Below are 14791 nucleotides of genomic sequence, written 5' to 3'. Positions count from 1 at the left end.
GGTTTACTTGCGCCTCCGCAGAAAACCCCGGGCCGTTTCGCGTTTCAGCCCGGCAATTGCCGACATTGGGTCCAGATCATTGGGGCAATAAACCGTGCAACTGCCCATGGAGTGGCAATTATGGCACCCGCCGGCGCCAGACACCGCCGCCAGGATATCCGTCCGGTCCTCATGTTTGGCATCATTGTAAAGGGTCCAGGCCCGTTGCAGCGCAGCAGGGCCGAGGTATTCAGGATTGCCCGCCACCGTGTCACAGGCGGCATAGCAGACCGAGCAATTGATGCATTCAATCCCCGCGCTCGCCACTTGTCTGCTGTGGTCACCGGGATCAATGGCCGGTATCGGATCCGCACGGCTGGCACTCGGCGTGTGAACCCCCCCGGCAGCAACCCATTTGTCGAAAAACGGGTCCATATCAACCGCTAAATCCTTGATAATCGGCAGGTTTCGCAACGGGCCGATCTCGACCTTGCCACCGTTCAGCACTTTTTTCACATGGGTCCGGCAGGTCCAACGTGGCCGCCCGTTGACCATCATGGCACAGGAGCCACACATGCCCACGCGACAGGCAAACCGGTAGGTCAGCGTCGCATCCGCATAGTGCTGTATCCAGGAAACCACATCGAGGATTGTCTGATTGTCCTGCGCCGGAACTTCGAAAGTTTCAAACTGCCCGGCCACGCCTGACCCGCGCCAGACGGAAACTTCAAGCGTGTCGTTCTGAGCGGTCACCCGGCGTTCCTGACTTGTTCATTACGGTGGTGCCCGTATGATATATCCGCCAGAATTGCTAACGAGAAGGAATATGTTCTTATGGTTCTTGTAAGATCAACTTACATAAATATGGCGCCCTTTCATGTCTGATCCCACACTCAAATCGCTTTTTCAGGACCGGTTTGGCTCGGCTCCGGATGTGCCTTCAGAAATGGCAGAGGCCCGTGTACTCAAAGGCATAGCTGCGCGAGGATCGTGTCGCTGGTTCGACGGGAAAGTGCCTTCGCGGGACATACTGGAAACCCTTTGCGCCGCAGCTCTTTGCGCGCCTTCAAAAAGCGATTTGCAGCAACGCGACCTGCTGATCGTTTCCGATCAGACCATGATGACGGAACTCAAAATGCTTCTGAAAGCGCAGGAGTGGATCGCGGATGCGCCTGCAATGGTGGTGTTTCTGGCCAATAACAGACGCCAAAGGCAAATTCAGACGTGGCATGATCAACCCTTTCCCAACGACCATCTGGACGCTTTTTTCAATGCGAGCCTCGACGCCGGTATCGCGCTGGCTTTTTTCATGGCCGCCGCGGAAAACGCAGGTTTGGGCTGCTGCCCGATCAGCACGATCCGCAACCACCTCCCAGACGTAAAAGAGCTACTGCACTTGCCCGATCATGTCTTTCCCGTTGCGGGCCTGGCTGTGGGTTATCCCAGATATGAGCCCCGCATCAGCGCCCGCCTGCCGTTGGAGGCGACGGTGCATCACAACAGCTTTGCCGACACATCGAAAGAACAGGTGCTGACCTATGATGCGCGTAGGCTGGCCGGTTCCGAAGGTCCGGGCTGGTCAGGTGCCAAGGCCAGAATGTATGCGGAACCGCAACGGCAGGATTTTGCCGCGTTCATGCAGAAAATCGGCTTCAATCTGGATTAAAGAAGCCTCCTAAAGCACTTCATCAAAAGTCTTTTTCAACTTCCCAACGATCTCGTCAACGTGGTTATCTTCCATAATGAACGGCGGCGCGAGCAGCACATGATCACCGTTCTGACCATCCACGGTGCCACCCATCGGGTAGCAGGCCAAACCGTTCGACATCGCCGTTTGCTTGATCTTCTTGTTCACCCCGTCGCTGGGCGCAAAGGGCGCCTTCGAGCCACGGTCGGCCACGATTTCCAGCCCCAGAAACAAGCCCCTGCCCCGAATGTCACCAATGTTCGGGTGCTGCCCGAATTCCGCCTGCAGAGCATCCTGCAATTTCACGCCCATGGCGGCGCATTGATCCACCAAACCACCGGTCAGTTTTTTGACGACTGCATTCCCTGCCGCACAGGCCGTCGGATGGCCGATATAGGTATGCCCGTGCTGAAAAAATCCGGTCCCATCCGCGATAGCCTGATGGATTTTTGAAGTGCATATCATCGCGCCAATAGGTTGATATCCCGCCCCCAGACCTTTTGCGATGGTGACAATATCTGCGGTGATCCCCTCCTGCTCGTGCGCAAAAAAACTGCCCGTTCTGCCCATGCCGCACATGACCTCATCAAGGATCAGCAGAATACCGTATTGGTCGCAAATCTCGCGAACGCGCTTGAAATATCCTTCAACCGGCGGCACCGCGCCCAGAGTGGCCCCGACGACCGGTTCCGCGACAAAGCCGATCACGGTATCAGGGCCGAGGCGCAGCAGTTCCGCTTCCAGTTCATTGGCAACCCGCTGGCCATAATCAAAGGCGCTCTCACCGTCCTGCTGACCACGGTAGGCATAGCAAGGGGAGATCAGCGACGTCTCGACCATGATCGGCGCAAATGCCTGCTTGCGCCAGACATTGCCGCCCGTGGCTAGAGCGCCCAGAGTATTGCCATGATAGCTCTGACGCCGCGCGATGAAATGGCGGCGACCCGGTTGGCCGATCTCAACAAAATACTGACGCGCCAGTTTCAGCGCAGCCTCAACCGCTTCGGACCCACCTGAAACAAAATAGACCTTTTCCAGATCACCCGGCGCTTTCGCGATCAACCTGTCGGCAAGCTCTTCCGCAGGATCAGAGGTGAAGAAACTGGTGTGAGCATATGCGAGCTGGGCGACCTGTTCCTGAATTGCAGCGATCACGTCAGGATCGCCATGCCCCAGGCACGACACCGCCGCCCCCCCTGATCCATCAAAATATTCTTTACCATCAGCATCATAGATGTACGCGCCTTTACCTATAGACGCTCGTCGAACTTTGGCCGTAGAGTGCCGGGCGAATACATGTGACATTCGAAATCTCCCTCTTTCATCTGCCATTTATGAAACATACGGAGTCATTGTTGACAACACTATGAAACAAATGAATCCTCCAAGGAGGAATCGCAACGGTTGGGGAACGTGCGTGGCTGAGCCACTCGATATCAGAATATCTGCGAACTACGAAGACTTAAGCGGCAGGCTGAAACAGGCCGCCGACTATCTTATCGAGAACCAGATTGATGTCGCTACCCGCTCTCTGCGCTCCGTCGCCGAGCAAAGCAAAATTGCGCCCGCCTCGTTTTCCCGCCTCGCCCGCGCCCTTGGGTATGCGGATTTTGGGTCGCTCAGAGGTGATATCCGCACGTCCATTGACCGCCGCGTGAACGGCGCGTCACAGCGCACCCGGCAACTGACCCATCTGCAAAGAGAGGGCAATGAGGATTTCGTCGCGGGCTTTGCCAACGCCTGTACCGGCAACATTCAGACCCTGGCGGATGGATTGGAGGGCACCGAGTTCAAGAACACCGTCGGCAAATTGCACAAAGCGCGAAACGTTCTGGTATTCGGCGCGTTAAGTTCCACCGGTGTTGCGGAACACCTCAATTACATGGCCAGCCTCTTGTTCGACAATTGGAGCCTCGCTGGCCGGATGGGATCGTCTCTGGGGGCGGGTCTGGCAGGGTTGGACGCCAATGACGTTTTGGTGCTGATCACCCAGACGCCATACTCCCCCCGGCCGGTCAGGGCTGCGGAGCTGGCACGTGCCAACGGCGCGCATGTCGTCGTCATCACCGATACCCACGCCTGCCCGGCGCTTAAACACGCCTCGGCGCGCTTTATCATTCCCGCCAAATCTCCGCATTTCTTTTCATCCTACACCGCTACGCTGTTTTTTGTGGAAACCCTGATCGGGATGCTCGCCCAAATCGGAGGCGAAGCGTCCAGAAATCGCATTGCGGAGGTGGAAACAAGCAACCGCCGTTTACAAGAGATACTAGACGGCTAATCTACGACCAATAATCCAAAAAAGGGAGACAACAATGTTCAACGGATTAAAAATGACGGCCGCAGGTGCGGCACTGGCAATGCTGGCGGCACCCGCCGCAATGGCGGAGGATTTTATTACCATCGGGACCGGGGGCGTCACAGGGGTTTACTATCCAACCGGCGGGGCCATCTGCCGTCTGGTCAACAAGGGCCGCAAGGAGCACGGCATCCGCTGCTCCGTCGAATCAACCGGTGGTTCGGTCTACAACATCAACACAATCCGCGAAGGCGAGCTGGAATTCGGCGTGGCCCAGTCGGACTGGCAGTACCATGCGTATAATGGCACTTCAAAATTCGAAGATCAGGGCGCGTTTGAAGACCTGCGCGCGGTGTTCTCCATCCACCCTGAACCCTTCACCGTTGTGGCACGTGCTGACGCCGGTGTGAAAACCCTCGCCGACATCAAGGGCAAACGTGTGAACATCGGCAACCCCGGTTCCGGTGCCCGTGGCACCACAGAGGTTGTTCTGGCCGCAATGGGCTGGACAACGGGCGATCTGGCTCTGGCAGCCGAGTTGAAAGCCGCAGAGCAATCAGCAGCGCTTTGTGACAACCAGATCGACGTGATGATCTACACGGTAGGCCACCCCTCAGGGTCCATTCAGGAAGCCACCACAGCCTGCGATTCCGTTCTGGTCGAGGTGTCCGGGGCTGAAATCGACAAGCTGATCGGCGAAAACTCCTACTACCGGACTGCGAAAATCCCCGGTGGCATGTATCGCGGGTCGGATGAGGACATCACCACATTTGGTGTGGGTGCAACCTTCGTAACCTCCGCCAGCGTATCGGAAGAAGCGGTCTATGCGGTTGTCGCTGCGGTCTTTGACAACTTTGACGATTTCAAAAAACTGCACCCTGCCTTTGCAAACCTGACGGCAGAGGAAATGGCCACAGCGGGCCTTTCCGCACCGCTGCACCCCGGTGCTGCAAAGTACTACAAGGAAAAAGGCTGGATTGAGTAATCCACTCTCCTGACACCGCAGAGGGCAGCACGCTGCCCTCTGTCGCCCGCAAAAAAGGGCAAATTCTCAGAACAAAAGCCGTAAACAGCGGCATCTCAGGGAGACAGTCGAATGTCAGATAACTCCAGCGGTGGCCGCGCGCTATCCGAAGAAGAACTACAGGATCTTGTATCCTCCTCTGATGCCGGAGCGCGAGCCCCGGCCGGTGCCGTGGGGACATTCCTGGCCATAACGGCCATCATCTGGTCGCTGTTTCAGGTCATGCTGGCCTCGCCGCTGTCCAACCAGCTTCTGCCGGGCTCCGTGATCAACAATTCGCGGCAAATCCATCTGGCGTTTTCGATATTCCTGGCCTTCATGGCCTACCCGATGCTGAAATCCAGCCCCCGCCATTATATCCCCATACACGATTGGATACTGGCCATCGCGGGCGCATTCATCGCGATGTACGGCTATATTTTCTACGACAAGATCGTGAATTCCGGCGGGCTTGCCGATGATGTGGACAAATGGTTCGCGCTGATCGGGCTGGTCATCCTCTTTGAGGGCGCGCGCCGCGCATTGGGACCGGCCATGGCGATCATTGCCACGATCTTCCTGCTCTACGTCTTCTTTGGCTCGTCACAGGCGGTTCCGGATGTGATCCGCTGGAAAGGTGCCAGCCTGCAAAAAGCCATGAGCCATATGTGGATCACCTCCGAAGGCGTCTTCGGGATCGCATTGGGTGTTTCGACGAAATTCGTCTTCCTCTTCGTGCTCTTTGGCGCCCTGCTCGATAAGGCGGGCGCGGGCAACTATTTTATCAAGATGGCCTTTGGCGCACTGGGCCACCTCAAGGGCGGCCCGGCCAAGGCAGCCGTCGTGGGCTCCGCCGCAACTGGCCTGATCTCCGGCTCTTCCATCGCCAACGTGGTCACCACCGGCACCTTCACAATCCCGTTGATGAAACGCGTAGGCTTTTCCGCTGAAAAAGGCGGCGCGGTCGAGGTGGCGTCTTCGGTGAACGGGCAGATCATGCCACCCGTCATGGGGGCCGCGGCCTTCCTGATGGTGGAATATGTGGGCATCTCCTATGTGGAAGTCATTACCCACGCCTTCCTGCCCGCGACGATTTCCTACATCGCTTTGGTCTACATCGTGCACCTCGAAGCGGTGAAGAATAATATGCCGACGCTGGGCAACCGCGTAGTGTCGATGGGCAAGACCATCGGCGGTATGGCAGCCTTCTTCGTGGGTTTCGCGGCACTTTGCTACGGCGTGCAATACCCGGTGAAATGGGTCACATCGCTGCTGCCGAATTCCGGTCTGCTGCTCTCGGGGCTGGTCTTTCTGGCCTATGTGTTCCTGCTCTTTTTCGCGGCAAAAGTGCCCGATCTGCAACCGGATGATCCCAATGCCGAGGAGATCGAATTGCCCGTTGTGGGCGAGATTTACAAGGCGGGTCTCTACTACCTGCTGCCGATCATCGTGCTGGTCTACTTCCTGATGATCGAGCAGAAGTCGCCAGGTCTTTCGGCCTTCTGGGCCACGTCGCTTCTGTTCGTGATCCTGCTCACACAGAAACCTCTCAAAGCGATGTTCCGGGGTGAAAGCGAAATGGCGAATGCCTTCAAGGACGGCGTTGCCGACCTGCTGCAAGGTCTCATCGACGGCGCGCGCAACATGATCGGCATTGGCCTTGCCACGGCAACCGCTGGTGTGATTGTCGGTACGGTGACGCTGACAGGTGTGGGTCAGGTCATGGCCGATCTGGTGGAATTCCTGTCGGGCGGCAATCTGATCCTGATGCTGATCATGGTGGGGCTTCTCAGCCTCATCCTCGGCATGGGTCTGCCGACCACGGCGAATTACATCGTGGTCTCCTCGCTGATGGCAGGGGTGGTTGTCGAACTGGGCGCGCAATCAGGGCTGATTGTGCCGCTGATCGCCGTGCACCTCTTTGTGTTCTACTTCGGGATCATGGCGGATGTGACACCGCCGGTGGGTCTGGCCAGTTTCGCCGCCGCAGCGGTTTCCGGCGGGGATGCCATCCGCACAGGCTTCGTGGCCTTCTTCTACAGCTTGCGCACCGTGGCCCTGCCCTTCGTCTTCATCTTCAACACCGACCTGTTGTTGATCGACGTGGGATGGGCGCAGGGCATCTTGGTGTTCATCACGGCCACCATCGCCATTCTGGTCTTCACCGCAGGCACCATGGGCTATTTCCTGACGCGCAACCGCATCTATGAAAGCATCGCGTTGATCTTCATTGCCTTCATGCTCTTCCGTCCGGATTTCTTCATGGATCGCCTGTCGCCTCCATTCCAGGATATCGAACCGGCGGCCTTTGCTGAACGGGTCGAGGCGGCACCTGTCGGACGCGAGTTCAGGGTCGTCGTCAGCGGGCCTGATTTCGACACCGGCGAGACCAAGGAAACCACATTGCTGGTGCCGATTGGCGAGGAAGCCGAGGGCACACGCATGGATGCCTACGGGCTCCTGACCGTCGCGGAGGGAGATGAAGTTGCGCTGGAGGAACCCCTCTTTGGGACACCTTTCGCGGAAACCTTCCAGAGCTATGATTTCTACGCAGACACCTTCGTGACCATCAAGGCGGTCAAGGCTCCTGCCGATCAGATGCCCAAGGAGTTGATCTTCATCCCGGCGCTGTTGCTGTTGGGCCTTGTCGTTCTGTTACAGCGTGGTCGTGCAGGTAAGGAAGAAGAAGGAGTGACCGCATGAGCCGTCCCGTTTTGTGCGCCATTGACGTCAGCCACAAAGGCCGCGATGCCGATGTGTTGAAAATCGCCAAGCGCCTGGCCGATCTGGATGGTGCCTCGCTTGACGTGGTCACCGTTGTTCCGGATTTTGGCCAGAGCATCGTCAGCACCTACTTTGAAAGCGATCACCATGAGAAGGTGGTCGCCGAAGCGCGGCAGCTGCTAAGCGATGAAATCACCGCAAGCCTTGGGTCCGACGCGGACGCGATGGTGCGCCATGTCGTGGCCACCGGAAATGCCTATGAGGAAATCCTCAAGGTCGCGGGTGAAACCGGGTGCGGGTTGATTGTGATCGGCGCGCATAAGCCTGATTTCAAAGACTACTTGCTGGGTCCAAACGCCGCCCGCGTGGTGCGGCACTCCTCGTGCAGCGTTCACGTGGTTCGGTAACCCGCGACCATTTTGAACTCCCTTCGGCGCGCTCTGAAAAGGACGCGCCGATTTTCGTTTTAGGGGTCAAAAATCACTGGCGCAAATCTCTATTTCATATATTCATGAAATATGGAAAAAGAATCACTGAATCGCCTGTCGATGTTGAGCCACCCACAGAGACTGGCGGTCTTTCGGTTGCTGATGCGTCGCTATCCGGATGAGGTGCCAGCCGGGGAAATCGCCGATGCCCTGATGCTGAAAGCCTCCACCACCTCTGTTTATCTCTCCGCGCTCAACGATGCCGGGCTGATTGTTCAGCACCGTGTGGGCACATCGTTGCGTTATCGCGCGCGCATTGAGGCTGCCGGTGAATTGATTGGCTTCCTGTTCACGGATTGCTGTCGCGGCCGTCCGGAGCTTTGCCCCCCCTCCCTCTTCTCTGGCCTCAAAGGAGCGAAAACCATGGCGGACACCACCTATAACGTTCTGTTCATCTGCACGGGCAACTCAGCACGGTCCATCTTCGCGGAAGCGATTCTGCGCGATCTGGAAGGATCGCGGTTTAAGGCCTATTCCGCCGGCACAAAACCCGGCTCGGAACTCAACCCTCTCGCGATTGAGATGCTGATCTCCAAGGGGCACGACACCTCCAACTTACGCGCCAAACACATTTCTGAATTTCAAAGCCCGGAAGCGCCGAAAATGGATTTCGTCTTCACGGTCTGCAATCGCGCGGCCAATGAGGACTGCCCTGCCTGGGAAGGCCAGCCCATCAGCGGGCACTGGGGTCTGCCCGACCCCGTAAAAGCGACCGGCAGCCTTGCCGAACGCAGGCTGGCTTTTCAACAGACCTATGGCGCCATGAACAACCGCATCAAAGCCTTTGCCGCCCTGCCGCTCCAAACCCACAATCGCATATCGTTGCAAGCCGCCGTTGACGACATCGGCGCAGATCACCTGGAAGGAACCGCTTGATGACCGTCTACGCCCTCAATGGACTGGGCCGTATTGGCAAACTTGCCCTGCGTCCGCTGCTTGAACGTGGTGCAAAAATTGCCTGGATCAATGACGCGGTGGGCGATCCGGCGATGCATGCCCATCTGCTGGAGTTCGACACCGTGCACGGGCGCTGGCCAGCGGCGTTTTCATCGGATGCAGACAGCCTCACCATCGACGGCACCCGGCTGCCTGCGCATGCCGAGACCGAGTTGAACCGGCTCCCGCTTGATGGCGTGGATGTGGTCATCGACTGCACCGGCGTCTTCAAGACCGAAGCGGCACTGGCCCCTTACTTCGCTGCCGGGGTCAAAAAGGTTGTGGTGTCCGCACCGGTCAAGGATGGCCCCACCGCCAATATCGTCTATGGCGTGAACAACCACGCCTATGATCCAGACCAGCACGACATTGTCACTGCCGCGAGTTGCACCACCAATTGCATCGCCCCCGTGGTGAAGGTCGTGCATGAAAACCTTGGCATCAAACACGGCTCGATCACCACGATCCACGATGTGACCAACACGCAAACCATCGTTGACCGGCCTGCAAAAGATTTGCGCCGGGCACGGTCGGCCTTGAACTCCCTGATCCCCACGACCACGGGCAGTGCCACGGCGATCACTCTGATTTACCCCGACCTCAAGGGGCGATTGAATGGCCACGCCGTACGTGTGCCGCTGTTGAATGCCTCGCTGACGGATTGTGTGTTTGAACTGGAATGCGCAACGACCGTTGAACAGGTCAATTCTCTTTTCCAAGCCGCCGCCGAAGGTCCGCTCAAAGGCATTCTTGGATATGAGACCAGACCGCTGGTGAGCACGGATTACACCAATGATCCGCGCTCCGGCATCGTTGATGGGCCTTCAACAATGGTCGTCAACGGCACACAACTCAAAGTTTACGTCTGGTACGACAACGAATGGGGGTATGCCAACCGCCTGGTTGACGTGGCCTTCATGGTTGGCAACAGCCTGTGACACCGGACCGGGCAGGATCGGCATATGTTGCCGTTACGGCCGCCTATTGGGCGTTTATGCTCACCGATGGCGCTTTGCGCATGCTGGTCTTGTTGCATTTTCATACCTTGGGATTTTCACCCGTTGAACTGGCCTATCTCTTTGTCCTCTACGAGATAGCAGGCGTTGTGACGAACCTCACGGCAGGATGGATCGCTGCCCGCTTTGGACTGACCTCAACGCTCTATGCCGGTCTGGCATTGCAAATCGCCGCCCTTCTGGCACTGGCGCAGCTTGATCCAGGCTGGGCGGTGGGTGCCTCTGTCATCTTTGTCATGGCCGTTCAGGGCGCTTCGGGCGTCGCCAAGGATCTGGCCAAGATGAGCGCAAAATCCGCCGTCAAACTACTCGCACCGGCGGAGCAAGGCGGGCTGTTTCGCTGGGTCGCCGTACTGACCGGCTCCAAGAATGCGGTGAAGGGTTTGGGTTTTCTTCTGGGCGCTGTGCTTCTGGGGTGGATCGGGCTGTCTGCCGCCGTTCTGAGCATGGCGGCTGTGCTGACCGTCATCCTTGTTCTTGTCATGTCTCTGATGCCGCGCGGCCTGCCCACCGGGCGCAAGGACGCGAAATTCAAGGACGTTTTTTCCAAGAACCGCGACATCAACTGGCTGAGCTTTGCCCGCGTGTTCCTTTTTGCCGCCCGCGATGTCTGGTTTGTCGTGGGCATTCCGATCTATTTCTATTCCGTCTTATCGGACGGATCAGAGGCGGGTAACCGCGCTGCATTTTTCATAATCGGCAGCTTCATGGCCTTGTGGGTCATCCTTTATGGCGGCGTGCAAGCCTCCGCACCCCGATTGCTGAATGCAAAATCGCGCGATGAGAAAGACATGATCGCAAGCGCGCAACGCTGGGCAACCATGCTGGTATTCGTGCCCGCGCTTTTGGCGGCCATCGTTTTTGCAACCAATGGCCCTGCCCCCTGGCTCACCATATGTCTGGTCGTGGGCCTGCTGGTTTTTGGTGGCATCTTCGCGATCAATTCAGCGCTGCATTCGTACCTGATTTTGGCCTTCAGCACAGGCAAACGTGTCACCATGGATGTGGGGTTCTACTACATGGCCAATGCCGCCGGTCGTTTGCTCGGGACCGTGCTATCGGGCCTGAGTTACCAGCTGGGCGGCCTGCCGCTTTGTCTGGGCACCGCAGCCGCACTTTTGATGTTAAGCGCATTTGGGGTTGCCCGACTGCGCGGCGCACAGATGCAAACCACCTAACCCGTGCTTGTCGCCAGTATGCGGCTGATTTCCTTGAGTGACCGACCGGAAGACGCGTGCCAGTCTGAAAACGCAGCCTGCACCGCTTTCATGGCGCCTTTGGACGTCGGTGCCTTGTCAATTACCCCTTCGGCAATCAGGCGTGCGACCACATCGCGCGACAGTATATAGCCATCCACACCCATGGCGCGTAGGAAATACTGCCCCGTTGCGCCGCCGAGGCGCGTGCCATGTGATTTCAGATGCGCCAGCAAATCAGCGTAGGCGTCCGCATCCCACCCGGCAATGAAAGCTCCAAATCCGCCCGCAGCATCGGATTGAGCACGCACGAAAACCGCGTTTTCCTGAACCGCCTGTATTTTCGGACCGTGTCGCACAATGGCTTTGTTCGCGATCAACGCGTCAAACCAAAGGTCGTCCATCATCGAACAGGCTCCGGGGTCGAAGCCTTTGAACGCCGTTTCAAATCCGGGCCACATGCTCTCGACAACTTTCCAGTTGAACCCGGCGTTGAAAATGGCGCGGGTCATCGCCGCAAGCCACCGGTCATCGGGAATTTCAGCAAGCGCCGCGCCTGATTTCGACGGCTCGAACCCCTCGAAAATGGCCTCTACCGATCCTTTGCGCTTGACGCTGATTGCCAAAATATCATCCAGGCTCCGCATGTTTTCCTCCCTTCTTGCGAAATCACAGTCTATCCGGCCCGGTTTCTATGCGAAACGGTCAATAGCTCACAACCACTTGTGCAAAAATTGCGCCCCCTAAATCCAAACCATCGGACGCATAATGGCATTGCCGCCGCGGAGTGCACCCCGGGTCTGGACCGGCGAGAAACCAAAGGCGCTTGCATGACCGCGCCGGCAAGGCGATACGTTTAAAGCACAATCTGACCAAAAACGGATTTCGATTGCATGTGGCAAGGCATTTCACGGCACGTCCGCCCCGCATTTATGCTGGCACTGGTTCTGTGGTTCCCGGTCACTGGCACGGTTCGGGCGGATCAGATTACCGTCTTTGCTGCCGCCAGTCTGAAAACGGCGCTGGATGAAATCGCGGCAGATTTCGAAACAGAAACAGGCCATGACGTCACCCTTGCCTTCGCGGGAACCCCGGTGTTGGCGCGCCAGATTTCGCAAGGCGCACCGGCCGATATCTTTTTGTCTGCCAGCAGTGACTGGATGGATTGGGTCGAAGACCGAGGTGCGCTTGAACCGGGCAATCGCAAAGACCTTCTGGGCAACGCGCTTGTGTTGATCGGACACAACGGAAATGCCGCAATCGAACTGGACAAGGTTTCACTGCGCGCGGGTTTGGCAGAAGCGCGCATCGCGATTGCGCTGGCGGATGCGGTTCCGGCCGGTATCTATGCCAAGGCGGCCCTGACCCATTTAGGGGTTTGGGAGGCCCTCAAACCGCAACTCATTCAAACCGACAATGCGCGCGCCGCCCTGGCCCTTGTGGCTTTGGGGGAGGCCCCCTTCGGCATCGTCTATCGCTCCGATGCCATCGCGGAGCCGCGCGTGCAGGTTGTTGCGACCTTCCCCGCCGCAAGTCACCCAAAGATCGTCTATCCAATGGCCTTGCTGAGAGGACGTATAACCAGGGCGGCCCAGACGTTTGCGGATTATCTGACCAGCGATGTGGCGCATAGGGTCTTTGAACATCAGGGATTTTCCCTGATTGACGAAGCATCATGACAGACTGGCTTGGCCCCGACGAATGGCGTGCCGTCGCCTTGTCGCTCAAAGTGTCCTTCTGGGCCACCTTGTGCAGTCTGCCACTGGGGCTTTGGGTGGCCTATGTTCTGGCGCGCCGAGAATTTATGGGAAAGCAGTTGCTCAACGGCATTGTCCACCTGCCGCTGATCCTGCCCCCGGTGGTCACCGGATACCTGCTGTTGACGACCTTCGGAACGCAAGCACCCGTTGGCGGTATGCTTCAATCCCTGGGCGTGGTCTTTGCTTTTCGCTGGACGGGGGCCGCTCTGGCCGCTGCCATCATGGCCTTTCCCTTGATGGTCCGCGCCATACGCCTCTCAATCGAAGCCGTTGACCCCAAGCTGGAACAGGCCGCATCGACGCTTGGCGCCTCAGGCGTTTGGGTGTTTTTGACCGTGACACTGCCCTTGATCCTGCCCGGCATTCTTGCAGGCGCAATTCTTGCGTTTGCCAAGGCCATGGGTGAATTCGGCGCGACCATCACATTCGTGTCCAACATCCCCGGCCAGACCCAAACCGTCCCCTCCGCAATCTACGCCTTTTTGCAGGTACCGGGCGGCGAAACCTCTGTCTGGCGTCTCGTGATCGTCAGCGTGATTATTGCCATGTCCGCCTTGTTACTCTCCGAATGGCTGGCGCGACGCGCAAAGAGGAGATTGGGTGCATGACGCTCGCCGTCTCTGTGCAACATAAGCTCAGCGGGTTCGACCTTGACGTAACCTTTGAAGCCCCACCCGGCATCACCGTGCTTTTCGGACGGTCGGGCGCGGGCAAGACCACCATTGTCAATGCCGTCGCTGGTCTCCTGAAGCCAGATGGCGGTCGTGTTGCTGCCGATGATCTGGTGCTTTTCGATATCGAAAACGACCTGTGGCTCCCCCCGCATAAACGGCGACTGGGGTATGTGTTTCAGGATGCGCGCCTGTTTCCACATCTCTCCGTGCGCCAGAACCTTCTTTATGGACGGTGGTTTGCCCCCGGCACCGAACCGCGCGGTAGCTTCGACCAGATTATCGAGATGTTGGGTATTGAAGATTTGCTGAAACGACGACCCGCAGCACTTTCGGGCGGGGAAAAACAAAGGGTTGCCATTGGTCGAGCGCTTCTGGCCAACCCCAAGCTCATCCTCGCGGATGAGCCGTTGTCATCGCTTGATGACGCACGCAAATCAGACATCCTGCCCTATTTCGAGCGGTTGCGCGACGAAACCAAAATCCCCATCCTTTATGTCAGCCATGCGGCAACCGAAGTTGCACGTATTGCCACCTCAGTGGTGGCGCTCGAAAAGGGTCGTGTCACACGGCAAGGTCCAGCCGCCGATGTTCTGAGCGACTTATCCGTGGCACCGCTTGGGGTCCGCGCCACCGGCTCCATGATCGAGGCCGTGGTGAAATCGCACCATTCGGACGGATTGAGCGCCTTGGCGACGGAAGGTACCCAATTGCTCGTGCCCCGGGTTGATCACCCCATTGGCACCAAGCTACGCGTGTGGATCGGTGCGCAGGATGTCATGGTGGCCACGTCCCGGCCAAATGGAATTTCCGCCCTCAATGTCCTTGAGGTTGAGATAAAAGAATTGCGTCTGGGAAGTGGACCCGGCGTCATGGTGCAGCTGAGCTTTGGCGCATCCCTGCTGCTCGCGCGCATCACCCGCCGGTCAGCCGATGCTCTGGCCCTCGAACCGGGCCAGACGGTCTATGCCGTCATCAAGGCCGTCTCCGTGCCCAGAGATGCGATTGGTGATGCCCCATCGCCGCGATGAA

General features: G+C 57.9%; 14 protein-coding genes. 11 read left to right on the top strand and 3 right to left on the bottom strand.

Annotated features, from left to right (window positions below):
* Positions 1-3: 3 nt before the first annotated feature.
* Positions 4-732 (bottom strand): 2Fe-2S iron-sulfur cluster-binding protein, encoded by a 729-nt coding sequence (locus Q0802_RS09685; RefSeq protein WP_298917141.1) that lies wholly within the window; start codon positions 730-732, stop codon positions 4-6.
* Between the two features lie 124 nt (positions 733-856).
* Here Q0802_RS09685 and Q0802_RS09680 point away from each other — a divergent pair, with 124 nt between their 5' ends.
* Positions 857-1645: a nitroreductase family protein gene (locus Q0802_RS09680; protein WP_298917138.1), complete on the top strand. Its 789-nt coding sequence runs from the start codon at positions 857-859 to the stop codon at positions 1643-1645.
* Between the two features lie 9 nt (positions 1646-1654).
* Here the strand turns inward: Q0802_RS09680 and Q0802_RS09675 are convergent, their stop codons facing one another.
* On the bottom strand, positions 1655-2971 hold the full coding sequence (locus tag Q0802_RS09675; RefSeq protein ID WP_298917135.1) for an aspartate aminotransferase family protein: 1317 nt from the start codon (positions 2969-2971) through the stop codon (positions 1655-1657).
* A gap of 112 nt (positions 2972-3083) precedes the next feature.
* Here Q0802_RS09675 and Q0802_RS09670 point away from each other — a divergent pair, with 112 nt between their 5' ends.
* From Q0802_RS09670 to arsJ, 7 genes are all read left to right on the top strand, one after another.
* Positions 3084-3947, top strand: a complete 864-nt coding sequence (locus Q0802_RS09670; protein ID WP_298917132.1) for a MurR/RpiR family transcriptional regulator — start codon at positions 3084-3086, stop codon at positions 3945-3947.
* A gap of 34 nt (positions 3948-3981) precedes the next feature.
* On the top strand, positions 3982-4950 hold the full coding sequence (locus tag Q0802_RS09665) for a TAXI family TRAP transporter solute-binding subunit (RefSeq protein WP_298917129.1): 969 nt from the start codon (positions 3982-3984) through the stop codon (positions 4948-4950).
* A gap of 111 nt (positions 4951-5061) precedes the next feature.
* Positions 5062-7671, top strand: a complete 2610-nt coding sequence (locus tag Q0802_RS09660) for a TRAP transporter permease (RefSeq protein WP_298917126.1) — start codon at positions 5062-5064, stop codon at positions 7669-7671.
* On the top strand, positions 7668-8099 hold the full coding sequence (locus Q0802_RS09655) for a universal stress protein (protein WP_298917123.1): 432 nt from the start codon (positions 7668-7670) through the stop codon (positions 8097-8099). The genes Q0802_RS09660 and Q0802_RS09655 overlap by 4 nt, the downstream gene beginning before the upstream one ends.
* A 111-nt stretch (positions 8100-8210) precedes the next feature.
* Entirely contained in the window at positions 8211-9056 is an 846-nt protein-coding gene (locus tag Q0802_RS09650; protein ID WP_298917121.1) for a helix-turn-helix domain-containing protein, read from the top strand.
* Entirely contained in the window at positions 9056-10054 is a 999-nt protein-coding gene (locus Q0802_RS09645) for an ArsJ-associated glyceraldehyde-3-phosphate dehydrogenase (protein ID WP_298917118.1), read from the top strand. Before Q0802_RS09650 ends, Q0802_RS09645 begins: the two co-directional genes overlap by 1 nt.
* The gene (gene arsJ / locus Q0802_RS09640) at positions 10051-11310 is read left to right on the top strand and encodes an organoarsenical effux MFS transporter ArsJ (protein WP_298917113.1); all 1260 of its coding nucleotides are present in this window, start codon (positions 10051-10053) and stop codon (positions 11308-11310) included. The genes Q0802_RS09645 and arsJ overlap by 4 nt, the downstream gene beginning before the upstream one ends.
* Here arsJ and Q0802_RS09635 read toward each other — a convergent pair.
* Entirely contained in the window at positions 11307-11975 is a 669-nt protein-coding gene (locus Q0802_RS09635) for a DNA-3-methyladenine glycosylase I (protein ID WP_298917110.1), read from the bottom strand. The two genes, arsJ and Q0802_RS09635, sit on opposite strands and share 4 nt — an antisense overlap.
* A gap of 246 nt (positions 11976-12221) precedes the next feature.
* Here Q0802_RS09635 and modA point away from each other — a divergent pair, with 246 nt between their 5' ends.
* The 3 genes from modA to modC are packed head-to-tail and all read left to right on the top strand — an operon-like array spanning position 12222 to position 14790.
* Positions 12222-13007 (top strand): molybdate ABC transporter substrate-binding protein, encoded by a 786-nt coding sequence (gene modA / locus Q0802_RS09630; protein WP_298917107.1) that lies wholly within the window; start codon positions 12222-12224, stop codon positions 13005-13007.
* Positions 13004-13696 (top strand): molybdate ABC transporter permease subunit, encoded by a 693-nt coding sequence (modB, locus tag Q0802_RS09625; protein WP_298917101.1) that lies wholly within the window; start codon positions 13004-13006, stop codon positions 13694-13696. Before modA ends, modB begins: the two co-directional genes overlap by 4 nt.
* A complete protein-coding gene (gene modC, locus Q0802_RS09620) occupies positions 13693-14790 on the top strand; it encodes a molybdenum ABC transporter ATP-binding protein (protein WP_298917098.1) in 1098 nt (365 codons plus the stop codon). Before modB ends, modC begins: the two co-directional genes overlap by 4 nt.
* Position 14791 lies beyond the last annotated feature (1 nt).

Origin of the sequence: uncultured Roseobacter sp. (assembly GCF_947495275.1) — a bacterium.
In the GTDB taxonomy this organism is placed as follows: Bacteria; Pseudomonadota; Alphaproteobacteria; order Rhodobacterales; family Rhodobacteraceae; genus Roseobacter.
The sequence above is the reverse complement of the archived record's forward strand: the minus strand, read 5'-3'. Positions and strand labels throughout refer to the sequence as shown.

Coding starts and splice junctions, on each gene's coding strand:
- Q0802_RS09680 (WP_298917138.1), top strand. CDS start 857: ATGTCTGATCCCACACTCAAATCGCTTTTTCAGGACCGGTTTGGCTCG.
- Q0802_RS09675 (WP_298917135.1), bottom strand. CDS start 2,971: ATGTCACATGTATTCGCCCGGCACTCTACGGCCAAAGTTCGACGAGCG.
- Q0802_RS09665 (WP_298917129.1), top strand. CDS start 3,982: ATGTTCAACGGATTAAAAATGACGGCCGCAGGTGCGGCACTGGCAATG.
- Q0802_RS09660 (WP_298917126.1), top strand. CDS start 5,062: ATGTCAGATAACTCCAGCGGTGGCCGCGCGCTATCCGAAGAAGAACTA.
- Q0802_RS09655 (WP_298917123.1), top strand. CDS start 7,668: ATGAGCCGTCCCGTTTTGTGCGCCATTGACGTCAGCCACAAAGGCCGC.
- Q0802_RS09650 (WP_298917121.1), top strand. CDS start 8,211: ATGGAAAAAGAATCACTGAATCGCCTGTCGATGTTGAGCCACCCACAG.
- Q0802_RS09645 (WP_298917118.1), top strand. CDS start 9,056: ATGACCGTCTACGCCCTCAATGGACTGGGCCGTATTGGCAAACTTGCC.
- Q0802_RS09635 (WP_298917110.1), bottom strand. CDS start 11,975: ATGCGGAGCCTGGATGATATTTTGGCAATCAGCGTCAAGCGCAAAGGA.
- modA (WP_298917107.1), top strand. CDS start 12,222: ATGTGGCAAGGCATTTCACGGCACGTCCGCCCCGCATTTATGCTGGCA.
- modB (WP_298917101.1), top strand. CDS start 13,004: ATGACAGACTGGCTTGGCCCCGACGAATGGCGTGCCGTCGCCTTGTCG.
- modC (WP_298917098.1), top strand. CDS start 13,693: ATGACGCTCGCCGTCTCTGTGCAACATAAGCTCAGCGGGTTCGACCTT.